The organism is Curtobacterium sp. 9128 (assembly GCF_007673775.1).
In the GTDB taxonomy this organism is placed as follows: Bacteria; Actinomycetota; Actinomycetes; order Actinomycetales; family Microbacteriaceae; genus Curtobacterium.
On the sequence record NZ_VEAF01000004.1, the window covers coordinates 63,451 to 76,212 of the forward strand.

General features: G+C 71.6%; 14 protein-coding genes. 5 read left to right on the forward strand and 9 right to left on the reverse strand.

The window, feature by feature from the left end; translation table 11 throughout:
• Window positions 1-96: 96 nt before the first annotated feature.
• Entirely contained in the window at window positions 97-678 is a 582-nt protein-coding gene (locus FS641_RS09105; protein ID WP_144763025.1) for a hypothetical protein, read from the reverse strand.
• Window positions 679-717: 39 nt separating this feature from the next.
• Here FS641_RS09105 and FS641_RS09110 point away from each other — a divergent pair, with 39 nt between their 5' ends.
• The 3 genes from FS641_RS09110 to bla all read left to right on the forward strand — a co-directional run bounded on the left by FS641_RS09110 (window position 718) and on the right by bla (window position 2,816).
• Window positions 718-1,422, forward strand: a complete 705-nt coding sequence (locus FS641_RS09110; RefSeq protein ID WP_144763027.1) for a YafY family protein — start codon at window positions 718-720, stop codon at window positions 1,420-1,422.
• Window positions 1,423-1,498: 76 nt separating this feature from the next.
• Complete coding sequence (locus tag FS641_RS09115; protein ID WP_144763029.1) at window positions 1,499-1,870, forward strand: VOC family protein; 372 nt, start codon at window positions 1,499-1,501, stop codon at window positions 1,868-1,870.
• Between the two features lie 25 nt (window positions 1,871-1,895).
• Window positions 1,896-2,816, forward strand: coding sequence for a class A beta-lactamase (gene bla / locus FS641_RS09120; protein ID WP_144763031.1), 921 nt, complete (start codon window positions 1,896-1,898; stop codon window positions 2,814-2,816).
• Between the two features lie 124 nt (window positions 2,817-2,940).
• On the opposite strand, the gene FS641_RS09125 is transcribed toward bla, so the two are convergent.
• A complete protein-coding gene (locus FS641_RS09125) occupies window positions 2,941-3,921 on the reverse strand; it encodes an alpha/beta hydrolase (protein ID WP_144763033.1) in 981 nt (326 codons plus the stop codon).
• Between the two features lie 97 nt (window positions 3,922-4,018).
• Here FS641_RS09125 and FS641_RS09130 point away from each other — a divergent pair, with 97 nt between their 5' ends.
• A complete protein-coding gene (locus FS641_RS09130; RefSeq protein WP_144763035.1) occupies window positions 4,019-4,282 on the forward strand; it encodes a hypothetical protein in 264 nt (87 codons plus the stop codon).
• Here FS641_RS09130 and FS641_RS09135 read toward each other — a convergent pair.
• Genes FS641_RS09135 through FS641_RS09150 form a run of 4 tightly spaced genes read right to left on the reverse strand, consistent with a single transcriptional unit; the run spans window position 4,279 to window position 8,459 of the window.
• A complete protein-coding gene (locus FS641_RS09135; protein WP_144763037.1) occupies window positions 4,279-5,280 on the reverse strand; it encodes an ABC transporter substrate-binding protein in 1,002 nt (333 codons plus the stop codon). The genes FS641_RS09130 and FS641_RS09135 overlap by 4 nt on opposite strands.
• Window positions 5,281-5,296: 16 nt before the next feature.
• A complete protein-coding gene (locus FS641_RS09140; protein ID WP_260855758.1) occupies window positions 5,297-6,229 on the reverse strand; it encodes an ABC transporter ATP-binding protein in 933 nt (310 codons plus the stop codon).
• Entirely contained in the window at window positions 6,226-7,350 is a 1,125-nt protein-coding gene (locus FS641_RS09145) for an iron chelate uptake ABC transporter family permease subunit (RefSeq protein ID WP_144763039.1), read from the reverse strand. Before FS641_RS09145 ends, FS641_RS09140 begins: the two co-directional genes overlap by 4 nt.
• Window positions 7,347-8,459: an iron ABC transporter permease gene (locus FS641_RS09150; protein WP_260855759.1), complete on the reverse strand. Its 1,113-nt coding sequence runs from the start codon at window positions 8,457-8,459 to the stop codon at window positions 7,347-7,349. Before FS641_RS09150 ends, FS641_RS09145 begins: the two co-directional genes overlap by 4 nt.
• Window positions 8,460-8,487: 28 nt before the next feature.
• Here FS641_RS09150 and FS641_RS09155 point away from each other — a divergent pair, with 28 nt between their 5' ends.
• On the forward strand, window positions 8,488-9,324 hold the full coding sequence (locus tag FS641_RS09155) for a siderophore-interacting protein (protein ID WP_144763043.1): 837 nt from the start codon (window positions 8,488-8,490) through the stop codon (window positions 9,322-9,324).
• Window positions 9,325-9,390: 66 nt separating this feature from the next.
• On the opposite strand, the gene FS641_RS09160 is transcribed toward FS641_RS09155, so the two are convergent.
• From FS641_RS09160 to FS641_RS09170, 3 genes are read right to left on the reverse strand one after another with little or no spacing between them, the layout of a single operon-like run.
• The gene (locus FS641_RS09160) at window positions 9,391-10,305 is read right to left on the reverse strand and encodes a carbohydrate ABC transporter permease (RefSeq protein ID WP_144763045.1); all 915 of its coding nucleotides are present in this window, start codon (window positions 10,303-10,305) and stop codon (window positions 9,391-9,393) included.
• 1 nt (window position 10,306) lies between these two features.
• A complete protein-coding gene (locus FS641_RS09165; protein ID WP_144763048.1) occupies window positions 10,307-11,272 on the reverse strand; it encodes a carbohydrate ABC transporter permease in 966 nt (321 codons plus the stop codon).
• Window positions 11,273-11,309: 37 nt separating this feature from the next.
• On the reverse strand, window positions 11,310-12,677 hold the full coding sequence (locus FS641_RS09170) for an extracellular solute-binding protein (RefSeq protein ID WP_144763050.1): 1,368 nt from the start codon (window positions 12,675-12,677) through the stop codon (window positions 11,310-11,312).
• Between the last annotated feature and the right edge of the window lie 85 nt (window positions 12,678-12,762).

Genomic DNA, 12,762 nt, shown 5'->3' on the forward strand with positions numbered 1-12,762 from the left:
GCTCAGGGTTGCCCCCGGGCACCCGGTCTGGGGGTGACCGACCGCCGGACTGGAGGCTCGTGACGGCGCCGTCACGAGCCTCCAGTCCGGCCGTGGTCACCGGAGCAGCGCCAGCACCCGATCGCCGAGCAACCGTTGCGCTGGCTCGGCGCGCACCGCCGCCGTGACGAGGGCGCTCACCCGCTCCGTGACGGAACCGACCGGTGCGGTCTCCCCGATGCGCGCCGCGCCACGGGTGAGCAGTCCGTCGACGTCGCCGCGTCCACGGCGGGCAGCCTTGACGGCGGCGACGGCGTTCATGAGCGCGCTCTCGGCCGCCGACCACGGCAGGTCCCACGACGGTGGTGCGGGGCGGAAGTCGCCGTGGACCTCGAGGTCGACTCGGTGGAACACCGACCACGCGGTGAACCGGACGAAGACCAGGCGTCGGCCCCTGTCGTCGTCCGGGTCGAGCCGCAGGGACTCGACCGCGCCGACCGTGTGGAGCGCGGACGGGAGCGTCTCGAGTGCCCAGGAGCCGGACGCGCCCACCTGCCAGTCGAGGTCGACGTCGCTGTACTCGTCCGCGGTGCCCGCCGCTCGGGAGCCCCGCAGGGCGACGGCGCTGGCCGGGACCGCGGCGACGAGGGCCGCGGACAGCGCCCGGATGCCGGCGTCGACACCGGGGGACGAGTGCATGCGAGGAGGCTAGTACGCCGGCTGCCGTAGGGTCCTGGTGTGAACCGCACCGACCGCCTGTACGCGCTGGTCGAGGAGCTCCGGGCCGTGGCGCCCGGCAGACGGAGCGCGGCACGCCTCGCGGAGCAGTTCGGCGTGAGCACGAGGACCGTCGAGCGCGACCTCCGTGCCCTGCAGGAGGCCGGCGTGCCGATCTGGGCCGATGCCGGCCGCACCGGCGGCTACACGATCGACGCGCGCGCGACGCTGCCACCGCTCGGCCTGACGGTCGACGAGGCACTCGCGGTGTCGATCGGGCTGGGAGCACTGGCGGGGAGCCCGTTCCGCGACGCTGCAGCGAGCGCCGCACGGAAGGTGACGGCGGTCCTCGCCGAGGACGACGCACGGCGGACCGCACGGCTGGCGAGCCGTGTGCACCTGCTCGAGTCGGGTGACCGCGCGGAGCCGCCGACCGGGCTCGCCCGCGCGCTCGCCGACGGACTCGTCCTGCGGATGACGTACCGCGACGCGCAGGGGAGCGAGTCGGTGCGCCTCGTCGAGCCGCTCGGGTACATCGGCAAGGGCGAGGACTGGTACCTGGTGGCCTGGTGCCGGCTCCGCGACGCCGTGCGGGTGTTCCGCGGCGACCGGGTGCTCGGCGTCGAGGAGACCGGCGAGCGGGCTCCGGCGCGGGTCGTGTCCGTTGCGGAGCTCGACATCCCGCACGGCGTCCTCCGTCCGGTGTTGCGCGATCCGGTTCGCTGAAACACCGACAGGACGGTGTCGCGAGCCTGTCGGATGCTCGGTCCGTCGGTCACCCTGGCCGACGAGAGAGGGCACCGTGCAGTTCACATCCATCCGCATCGTCACCGAGCAGCTCGACCAGATGACGGCGTTCTACGAGCGTGTCACGGGGACGACGGCGAACCGCCCGGCTCCGGTGTTCGCCGAGATCACCACCGGCGGGCTCACCCTGGCGCTGGCGACTCCCGCGACGGTCGCGATGCTCGGCGCCGCTGCCCCGATCGCCGGCACCAACCGCAGCGTCGTCGTGGAGTTCGAGGTGGCCGACGTCGACGCGGCGTTCGCGGCACTCGGGCACGACGACGTCGTGCTGCCACCGACCACGATGCCGTGGGGCAACCGCTCGGCGCTCCTCAGGGACCCGGACGGCAACGTCGTGAACCTGTTCGCCCGGCCGACCAGCGGCTGAGGGGCCGATCGGGCAAGCTGGGGCCATGCGCTCACCGTCGGGGCTGTCGTTCGCCGCTGTGCTCCTCGTCGCCGCCGTCGCCCTCGCAGGGTGCGACGCGACGTCCGGGGACGACCACCGGGCGACGACGTCCCCGACCGCCGCAGCATCCGCCGAGGACGGGGCGTCGTCGAACCAGGCGTTCGCAGCGCTCGAGCGGGAGCACGACGCCCGGCTCGGGGTCACCGCGATCGACACCGGCTCCGGGCACCGGGTGACGTACCGGCAGGACGAGCGCTTCCCGTTCGCGTCGACGAACAAGACGTTCATCGCGGCGGCCGTGCTCGCGCACGACTCGGACGCCGACCTCGACACCGTGGTGCACTACGACCGGAGCGACCTGCTCGCGTACGCCCCGGTGACGAGCCGCTTCGTCGCCACCGGCATGACCGTCCGCGAGCTGATCGACGCCGCCATGCGGTTCAGCGACAACACCGCGGCGAACCTGCTCGTCGAACGGGTCGGCGGTCCGGCCGCGGTCGAGCAGTGGCTCCGCGGGATCGGTGACCGGGTGACGAACGTCGACCGTACCGAGCCCGACCTCAACCAGGCGACCCCGGGCGACGAGCGCGACACCACGACGCCGGCACAGTTCGCATCGGACCTGCGGTCGGTGATCCTCGGCTCGACACTCGGCGCCACCGACCGGACGTTCCTCCGCGACACGATGCTCGACAACACCACCGGTGCCGCGACCGTCCGGGCAGGGGTCGACAGCGCGTGGCCGGTCGCCGACAAGACCGGCACGGGGGAGTACGGCGTCCGGAACGACATCGCCGCCGTCTACCCGGCTGGGCGTGCGCCGGTGATCGTCGTGGTGATGACGGCGACGGACCGCTCCGGCGCGACCGCCGACGACGCGCTCGTCGCCGCGGCGACGAAGCAGGCCGTCGCAGCGCTCGGCTGACCCGGCGCGCTGCTGCCCAACTCGTGCGCGCGCTGACGACGAGTGCGCGGTCGGACGCCGGCGCAACTGTCGCCGTCGTGTACAGCGCCCGCTCTCGCCCGGAGGCCCGCGGGAGCGCCGACCGTCAGCCGAGCGTCGCCGCCCAGCGCGCGATCGCGTCGTACGCCCGCTCCCGGACCGGCTCGGCGGACAGCACCACGTCGTGCAGCGCCCCGCGGAGCCGCCGCACGGTGACCTCCTCGCCGAGGGACAGCGCCCGGCGTGCGACGACGTCGACGTTGAGCGCGACGTCGGCGTGCGCCATGCCGTCGTCCCACCGCGGCTGGAGCATGCTCTTGTCGCTGAGCATCACCAGCGCCGGGACCTCGAGTCCGAGCCCCTGTTCGACCGTGCGCTGTCCCTGGAACACGGCGTCGAGCCACCCGGGGTGCAGCGGGAAGCCGCGCTCCGGACGCCATCGCTGGTCGTACGTCCAGGACCCGCCGCTCGTCGCCGACACCGTGCGCGTGTAGAAGCCCGGATCCACGGCGGGCATCGGCGCGAGCGGGTTGCGTCGCGCGCCGAGTCTGACGAGCGGGGCGAGGAGCGTCCGCACCGTGGCGTCCGCCTGGAACTCGAGCCACGGACTGTTGAGGACGAGCCCGGCCACCAGGTGCTGGTGTCGTGCGGCCCAGAGCGACAGGGTGAGGCCGCCCGTCGAGTGCCCCATCGGCACGAGCCGGCGCTCGCCGCGGTGCTCGGACCCGATGACGTCGAGGGCCGCGGCGATGTCCTCGTCGTAGGTCCGCAGGTCGTCGACGTGCCCCGGCGTCTGGTGGGGACGCAGGCTCCTGCCGTACTTCCGGAGGTCGAGCGCGTGGAAGCGCGCGCCGAGCCGTTCGATGCGTTCGGCGAGCTCGGTCTGGAAGAAGTAGTCCGACCACCCGTGCACATAGAGCACGTCGACACCGTGCAGCGGTCCGCGCGGACGGAGCAGGTCCGCGGCCGAGCGGCGTCGGCGCACGAGGGTGGCGACGACCGGTCCCTCGCCGTCCTCGCCGAGCGGGAGCGTGCGCTGCTCCCACGGCGCACCGAGCACGTCCTCGGTCCACGCGCCGTCGGTCATGCCTCGTTCCTACCGGTGTTCGCGGCGACTCGTGGCGGTGCGGCTGCGCGACGCTCCGTCTGGGAACACGACGCCCCGCGCCCCGTAGGCTCCGGGCATGGCTGACTTCACCGAGGCGCAGGCCGCCGTCGTCCGCATCGAACGTGCCGAGCCGGGGCGCTGGGACCTCTCCGTCATCAGCGACAGCGGGGTCGCCATGGGGCACGGCGTCTACCTGTTCGAGTCGGACCAGGACGACGCGCAGGACGAGGTCGCGGGTGCCGCCGAGTTCGTGCGCGAGTACGGGTTCCGCTTCGAGGCGGACGCGGTCGTCGCCGACGGCCCTGACGCGTTCTGGGCGCCGCTCCTGCCGATCGACTAGGACAGCTTCTTGCTCTCGGTGAGCCACCCGGCCAGGTCGTGCATGTACTGCGCCTGCGACGCGTAGTCGAGTGCCGGGAACGTCCAGCTGTGCACCTGTCCGGCCGTCAGGGCGGGGTTGTCGGCGAACGTCGGCTGCTTCTCGAGGTCGGCGACCTGGTAGCCCTGCTGTGACAGCAGGATCACGTCGCCGCTGATCTGGCCCGCGTTCTCCCAGCTGTAGATGCCCCAGTAGAAGCCCTTCGGCTTCGGGTCGACCAGGTCGACCCCGAACGAGCGGTACATCTGCAGCGTCGGCTCGTCGCTCGGACGGGTGACGTACGCGCCGTCGCCGTCGGCGTACATCGAGACGACGCGCAGGTCGGACTCCTTCGCTGCCTTCGTGAGCTCGTCCTTCGCGGTGTCGAACCGCTTCTCGGCGGCGTCGATACGCGACTCCTTCGCGCCGAGGGACTCCGCGAGGTCGCTGACGTGCTCGATGACGTCCTGGCCCTTGCCGCCCCATTCGACCTCGGCGACCGGCGCGATCGCCTCGACCTGCTTCTGCTGGGTCATGTCCTTGAACCCGTAGCCCGGGGCCGTCGCGTCGAGGGTGCCCTTCTCGTCGGTCGGGTAGACCGAGGTGACGACGAGGTCGGGCTTCAGCGCCGCGAGCTGCTCGAGGTCGATGTCGCCGTAGGCCTTGCCGAGCTGCGTGATGCCGTCGGTGTCGAGTCCCTTGAAGCGGGCGTCGTCGGCCATCGTGAGCTGCCCGAACGTGCCGACCGGGTGGAGCCCGTACTGGATGAACGAGATCGCCAGGTCGTTGAGGACCACCACACGCTTCGGCCGGTGGTCGACCTTGACGACCTTGCCGGTGGCGTCCTTGTAGGACCAGGCACCGGTGCCCGCGGACGCGCTGCTGTCGGAGCCGGAGGAGTCCGCGCCGGTGGAGGAGCACCCGGCCAGGAGCAGGGCGGACGCGGCGACGGCGGAGAGGAGAACGGTTCGGAGCTTCACATTAGGAGAGGCTAACCTAACCTTGCGTCCCGCGCGAGTCCGGACTCGCGGGCAGGTGCTCGTCCGCCTCGGGAACGACCATCGGCGCGCCGGTGACCGGATCGGGGACGACCCGCGCGTGCAGCCCGAACGCCGTCGCGAGCACGTCCGGCGTGAGGACCTGGTCGGGAGTGCCGTCGGCGAGCACGCCGCCGTCGTGGAGCACGACCAGACGGTCGGAGTACCGGGCGGCGAGGGTCAGGTCGTGCAGGACCATCACGACGGTCGACCCCTGGTCGCGGTTGATCCGGCGGACGAGGCGGAGCACCTCGAGCTGGTGCGCGAGGTCGAGGTACGTCGTCGGTTCGTCGAGCAGCAGGGTGTCCGCCCGCTGCGCCAGGACCAGGGCGATCCACGCCCGTTGCCGCTGTCCGCCCGACAGGCTCGCGACGTCACGGTGCGCCACGGCGGAGAGCCCGGTCGCGGCGATCGCCTGCTCGGCCACGTCGGCGTCCTCGGCCGTCCACGGACGGGCCCACGACTGGTGCGGGTTCCGCCCGCGCATCACGAGGTCGAGCACACTCGTGCCGGACGGCGCCACGGGGGACTGCGGCAGGATCGCGAGCTTCCGGGCGACCGCGCGGTTCGGCTCGCGGCGGATCGGGACGCCGTCGAGGAGCACCTCGCCGGCCATCGGCTTGAGCACCCGGCCGAAGGCCTTGAGGAGCGTCGACTTCCCGCAGCCGTTCGCGCCGACGATCGTCGTCACGGTGCCGCGCTCGATGCCGAGGTCGAGGCCGGTGAGCACGGCGTGCCGGTCGTGGCCGACGGACAGGGAACGGGCCTCGAGGACGGGGGTCGTGATCAGAGCGTCGCGGTGCGGCGTGGTCGGGGTGTCGCCGTGCCGTGTCGTCGTCGGGCCGGTGCCGGCCGGTGTTGCCATCGGGGCGGTGCCGTGCGGTGTCGTCATCGGGACATCTCCTTGCGGTGGCGGATGAGCAGCCAGATCAGGTACGGCGCGCCGATCACGGTCGTGACGATGCCGACCGGCACCTGCCACGGGAAGGCCGAGCGTGCGAGCAGGTCCGCCGCCAGGACGAGCACCGCGCCGAGCCCTGCCGACAGCAGCAGCGGCGGACGGTTCGTCCCCGCCAGCCGCAGCGCGATCTGCGGCACGACGAAGGCGACGAAGCCCACGGGCCCGGCGGCGGCGACGGCAGCGGCGGTGAGGACGACCGCCAGGGCGATCACGAGCAGCCGGTGCCGCTGGAGCGCCAGTCCGACGCCGACCGCGACCTCGTCGCCGAGCTGCCCGATGCCGAGTGCGGCACTGGTCGCCAGGGCGATCGGGACGGTGACGGCCGCGACGACGAGCAGCGGCCAGACGCTCGTCCACGAGGTGCTCGACAGACTGCCCACGAGCCACTGTGACGCCGCGGCGGCCTGGGTGATCTGCGCCCGGACGAGCAGGTAGCTCGTGACCGCGTCGAGCGTCGCGCTCACCCCGATGCCGACCAGGACGAGGCGGTGGCTCTGGACGCCGCCGCGCCACCCGAGCCCGTACACGACGGTCGCCGCGACGAGTGCGCCGATGGTCGCTGCGACCGGGATCCCGCTGCCGAGGACGACGGCACCGACGGCGTACGACCCGCCCCCGATCACCACCGCGGCGACCGCCCCGACGCTCGCGCCCGAGGTCACGCCGATGATGTCCGGCGTCCCGAGCGGGTTCCGCGTGAAGGTCTGGGTGAGGGCTCCGGCGACCGCCAGGGTCAGGCCCACCAGGGCGCCGGTGAGCACGCGCGGGAGCCGCAGGGTGGTGATGATGAACGCATCCGGGCCGGATCCGAGGCCGAGCAGGGAGCGGACGACCGTCGCCGGGGCGATCCACGTCGACCCGATCGCCACGCCGAGCACCACCAGCAGCAGCGCGACGACGAGGGTGGCGACCGTCAGCCAGAACACCCGTGGGCGCCAGGCGAGACCGACGGGACCGATTCGGACACCGCGGCGGAGCGCGGTCGTGCCGTCCGCGGCGGAGTCGATCGCCGCCGCGCGGACCGTGCCGGCACCGGCCTGCCCGGCCGTCACAGCGACACCAGCGATCGACGGCGGGCGACCGCGACGAACACCGGGCCGCCGAGGACGGCGAGCACGATGCCGACCTCGACCTCGGCGAAGCCGCCGACGAGCCGCCCGATGACGTCGGCGACGAGCACGAGGGCGGCACCGAGCAGTGCGGACGCCGGCAGCGCCCATCGGTGTCCGGTCCCGACGAGTGCGCGGGCGACGTGCGGCACGGTCAGCCCGACGAAGCCGATCGGGCCGGCGGCGGCGGTGGCCCCGGCGGCGAGCAGCGTGATCCCGCCGAGGCCGACGAGCCGCGCCACGAGCACGTTCTCGCCGAGCCCCTTCGCCAGGTCGGCGCCGAGGCCGAGGGCGTCGAGGGCACGCACGTTCAGCACCGCGAGCAGGAGTCCGGCGACGAGGAACGGCCACACCGCCTGCAGCACGTCGAGCTGGCGCCCGGAGAGCGACCCGACGACCCAGAGCCGGTACGCGTCGAGGGAGTCCTGGTCGGTGAGCACCAGGAACGAGGTCAGTGCGCCGAGCAGTGCCGAGACCGCGGCCCCGGCGAGGGCGAGGGGGACGGGGCTCGCGGTCCCGCTGCCCGCGATCGTCACGGAGAACACGACGACGCTCGCCACGACGGCTCCGGCGAGCGCGAACCACACCGTGGCGCCGGAGCTCGTGACGCCGAAGACGGACGCGGCGACGACGATGGCCAGGCCGGCGCCGGCGGAGACCCCGAACAGGCCGGGGTCGGCGAGCGGGTTCCTGGTGTGTCCCTGCATGAGCAGCCCGGCGATCCCGAGCGCCGCACCGACCGCGGCACCGATCGCGGTCCGCGGCACCCTCGAGCCCCACACGATGGCGTCGTCGGTGCTCGAACCGGTGTGCGTGAGGCCGGCGAGGACGTGGTCGACGCTGATCCGGTTGCTGCCGAGCAGCAGGCTCGCCACGGCGGCGATCACGAGGACCAGGAGCATGCCGCCGACGACCGCGGAGCGCCGTCGCAGGGCCAGACGATGCGCCCCGGCAGCGCCGGCAGCGCCGGCAGCGCCGGCACCGGCAGCACCGGCACCGACGCGCGGGGAGCTCGGGACGGCCTCGGTCAGGACGGGATCGGGGGCTGGCACGCGGACCAGCTTAGGGTAGCCTTGCCTCATGGCGAAGAACCCGCGGCTCCTGCCCTCGGATCCCCGGCTCTTCCACGCCCAGGTGCTCCGGACCGAGCGCGTGACGCCGTCGATGCACCGCGTCACGGTCACCGGCGACGATCTCGACGACTTCGGGTACCTCGGCTTCGACCACTGGTTCCGCCTGTTCACCCAGCGTCCGGACCAGGACGTCTTCCGGATGCCCGAGCTCGACGGCCGGAAGTGGTGGCCGACCTACCTCGCCGTTCCGGAGGCGATCCGCCCGCACTGTGCGAACTACACCGTCGCCGCGTTCCGTCCGGCGACCGCGACGACTCCGGCCGAGCTCGACGTCGACTTCGTCGTGCACACCGCGGCGGACGGCTCGCTCGAGGGTCGTGCGGCCGTGTGGGCGTGTTCCGCGCAGCCCGGCCAGCGCCTCGCGCTGCTCGACCAGGGCTGCATCTTCGACTGCCCGGAGGACGCGAGCGAGGTGCTCGTGGTCGCCGAGGAGACCGGACTGCCCGGCGTCGTCGGCATCGCCGCGTCACTGCCGCGCGACGCGGTGGGCCGCATCATCCAAGAGGTCCCCGTCGCCGCAGACGTCCGGGAACTCGACGCACCGGCCGGCGTCCGTGTGACCTGGCTCGTCCGTGACGACCCGCGCGCCGTCCCCGGAGCGGCCGCGCTCGAGGAGCTCCGGCGGCACGTGCCGTCCGACGAGCACGCGTACGCCTTCGTCGTGGGCGAGTCCACGCTCGCCACCGAGGGGCGTCGCCACCTGCACCGCGCCGGCTTGCCGAAGTCCCGGATCACCTTCTCCGGGTTCTGGAAGCGCGAAGCGCGGGAGCCTGTGCCCGCCTGATCCGCACCGTGACGGACTGGAGGCCCGGTGCCAGCTGGCACCGGGCCTCCAGTCTGCGCGTCGGCGTCAGCCCTTGAGGCCGGACCCGGTGACGCCCTCCACGATCTGCCGCTGGAAGATCAGGTAGAGGATGATCAGCGGCAGCGCAGCGAGGATCGCTCCGGCCTGGATGTCGGCGTACCGCTGTCCGAAGCTGCCCTGGACCGTCGCCAGACCGACCGGGATGGTCATCAGGTCGGGGTTCGACAGGACGAACAGCGGCAGCAGCAGGTTGTTCCAGACCCCGACGAAGGTCAGGATCGTCACCGCCGCGATCACCGGACGCGACAGCGGCAGGATGACCGACCAGTAGACCTTCCAGATGCTGGCGCCGTCGATGCGCGCCGCCTCCTCGAGCTCCTTCGGGATGCCGTCGAAGAACTGCTTGAAGATGAACACGGCGATCACCGCGGGCACCTGCGGGAAGATGACCGACCAGTAGGTGTTCAGCAGGTTGACGGCGTTGAGCTCCTGGAAGATCGGGATGATCAGCACCTGCGTCGGGATCATGATCCCGAGGATGATGAGCAGGAACGCCAGGTTGCGGCCGCGGAACACGAGCCGGCTGAGCGCGAACGCGGCCATCGAGGCGAACAGCACCGTCAGCAGTGCCGTGACGACGCTCGTGATGCCGCTCGCCAGGTACCAGTTCCAGATGTCGCCGGCCTGGAACAGCGACGCGTAGGAGTGCAGCGTCGGGTTCCAGTTGGACAGGATCGCGTTCGCGCCGAGGGCGGCGACGCCGTTGTCGGACAGCGAGGTCTTGAGCGCGAACAGGCTCGGGATGAGCCAGATGATCGCGAACACCGTCAGGACGATGCCGGACGCGATCGTGAAGCCCTTCCCGCTGACGCCGATCTTCGCCGCGCTGGTGGGGGCTGCCGAGGACACGCCGGTGCGGAGCTTCCGGCGGTCGGTGGTGATGCTCTCGGTGGCGGTCATCTCAGGCACCGACCTCTCGCTTGGCGGCAGCGCGCTCGACGAGCTGCCGGATGACCGCGATCGCGACGATCACGATGAACAGGAGCACCGACGCAGCCGATGCCGCGCCGAGGCGGTTGTCGGTGAACCCGACGCCGGTGATGAGCTGCAGTGAGACCTGGGTCGAGATGCCCGGACCGCCGTTCGTCATCAGGTACACCTGGTCGAAGATCTTCAGGGACGCGATGATCTGCAGCAGGATCACCAGGGTCGTGGTGCGACCGAGCAGCGGCAGCGTGATCGACTTGATCTGCTGCCAGTTCGAGGCACCGTCGACCGCCGCCGCCTCGTACAGCTCGCGCGGGATCTCCTGCAGGCCCGCCAGATAGAGCACGAAGTTGAAGCCGAGCGTCCACCACACCGTGGCGAGGGCGACGCCGATCATCGCGGTGTTCGGACTCGCCAGGACGCCGGCGCCCGGGGTCATCCCGAGGAACGACTGCACGCTGGCGAACAGGCCCGTGCTCGGCGTGAAGATGAACACCCAGATGAGCGAGATCGTCGCCGAGGGCAGGATGAACGGCAGGAAGAACGCCAGACGGAAGAACCACTGACCGCGGTTCATGCGGTTCGTCAGCACCGCGAACACGAACGCCAGGATGACGAGCGGCGGCGTCGTGTACAGCGTGAACTGCAGCGTGTGCCAGAGCGAGGACCAGAAGTCCGCGCGACCGAGCATCTCCGCGTAGTTCGCGAGCCCGGCGAAGCTGCCGAGCCCGGTGCGGACGGTGGAGGTGTTGAAGAAGCTCGTGACGATCATCCAGACCGTCGGGCCGAGCAGGAAGGCCAGGTAGAACAGGCCGAAGGGGGCGAGGAAGAGCCAGCCGCTGCGGCCCTGGCCGCGGGTCAGGCTGGTCCGGTAGGTGCTGAGTCGTCGCGGAGCGGTGGTCGCATCCGTGGGACGGGTGAGGACTGGTGCTGCGGTCACGTCGTCGTGCCTTTCGCGCAGGTGTTCGCGTCGCCGCTCAGAGCGGGCTCGGGGTGTTGAGGTACGGCGAGAGCTGGGACCTGATGGCGTCCATCGCTCCGGCGGGGGAGATGCTGCCCTGCTGCACGAGGGCGAGCTGCGCACCGACGGTGTTCTCGAACGTCGAGCCGGAACCGCCGTACCAGGCGGCGTCGTCGAACACCGCGTGCTGCGCGGCCGAGGCGTAGTCCGACTGCGGCTCGAGCTTCTTGTACGCGGTGCTGTCGAAGGTCGGCAGGTACGCCGGCACGTGACCGCCCTGGGCCCAGATGAGGCTCTGCTGCAGCATCTGCTTGATGAAGAGCATCGCGGCGTGCTTCTCGTCCGGCGTGCGGTTCTTCCGCGGCAGGATGAACGTGTGCGAGTCGGCCTGCGCGGCCGGCTTGTCGAAGAGCTGTGGCACCGGCGCCATGCCGAACTTCAGCCCCTTGATCGACTGTGCCGTGCTGATCTCCCACTCGCCCTGCATGAAGAAGCCCGCCTTGCCGGTGAACATGAGCGTCTGCGCGGTGGCGTAGTCGAGGCCCTTGTTGAGCCACCCGTTCTTGACCCACTTCTGGGTCATGTCGGTCACCTTCGTGTACGCGTCCATGTCGACGGTGAGCTTCCCGCCGCCGTCGCTGATGAAGGGCGTCACCCCGTTGATCTGGTTGTACATCGTCCAGAAGAACCGCCACGGTGTCGCGGTCTCGCTGACGTTCGCGACGTTGAGTGCCGTTCCGCCGGTGACCTTCGCGACGGCGGCGAGAGCGCTCTCGAACGCGTCGATGCCGGTCAGGTCCTTGAGTGTGCCGTCGCTGTCGATGAGTCCGGCCTTCTGGCAGACGTCGACGTTGTAGAACAGCACGAAGGGGTGGGTGTCGAGCGGCACACAGATGTTCTTGCCGTCGGTCTTCTGCGCGGTCCACGCCTTCTGGTTGAAGTCGCTCGCGCTCAGGCCGACGCCGGCGAGGTCGTCGGCGCTGATCGGTTCGAGCAGGTCGCCGTCCCACAGGGGCTTCGCGCGGGTCAGGTGTGAGATCGCGACGTCCGGCGGCTTGTTCCCGACGGTGGCCAGTGTGAGCTTGGAGTAGTACGGGTTGCCCCAGGCGAACGTCGTCGCCTGCAGGGAACTCGAGCCGCCGTGTTGCTTGGCGTAGCCGGCCTCCATCTCCTGCATGCGGAGGCCGTCACCGCCGCCGAAGAGGTTCCAGAACACCAGGGTGTCGGGGTTCAGCGCACTGCCGGCGAGGCCCGCGGCGAGGGGGCTGGAGCAGGCGGCGAGGGGGAGCACGGTCGCTGCCGCCGCTCCGGCGGCGAGGAGGCTCCGCCGGGTGAAGGCGGTCCCCCGGCTCGGTGGGACGGTCGGGAGGGGTCGGATCGGCATGGCATCACTCCATCGGGATGGGCCGGGCTCGGAACACCAGGGCAGGTGCTCCGTGAGCGCTCACATTAGCCCCGGCTCCGCGGAT

What these genes read in the sequence shown, in the direction of transcription:
- FS641_RS09105 (WP_144763025.1), bottom strand. Translation starts at nt 678, where the DNA reads ATGCACTCGTCCCCCGGTGTCGACGCCGGCATCCGGGCGCTGTCCGCG.
- bla (WP_144763031.1), top strand. Translation starts at nt 1,896, where the DNA reads ATGCGCTCACCGTCGGGGCTGTCGTTCGCCGCTGTGCTCCTCGTCGCC.
- FS641_RS09125 (WP_144763033.1), bottom strand. Translation starts at nt 3,921, where the DNA reads ATGACCGACGGCGCGTGGACCGAGGACGTGCTCGGTGCGCCGTGGGAG.
- FS641_RS09130 (WP_144763035.1), top strand. Translation starts at nt 4,019, where the DNA reads ATGGCTGACTTCACCGAGGCGCAGGCCGCCGTCGTCCGCATCGAACGT.
- FS641_RS09140 (WP_260855758.1), bottom strand. Translation starts at nt 6,229, where the DNA reads ATGACGACACCGCACGGCACCGCCCCGATGGCAACACCGGCCGGCACC.
- FS641_RS09155 (WP_144763043.1), top strand. Translation starts at nt 8,488, where the DNA reads ATGGCGAAGAACCCGCGGCTCCTGCCCTCGGATCCCCGGCTCTTCCAC.
- FS641_RS09160 (WP_144763045.1), bottom strand. Translation starts at nt 10,305, where the DNA reads ATGACCGCCACCGAGAGCATCACCACCGACCGCCGGAAGCTCCGCACC.
- FS641_RS09170 (WP_144763050.1), bottom strand. Translation starts at nt 12,677, where the DNA reads ATGCCGATCCGACCCCTCCCGACCGTCCCACCGAGCCGGGGGACCGCC.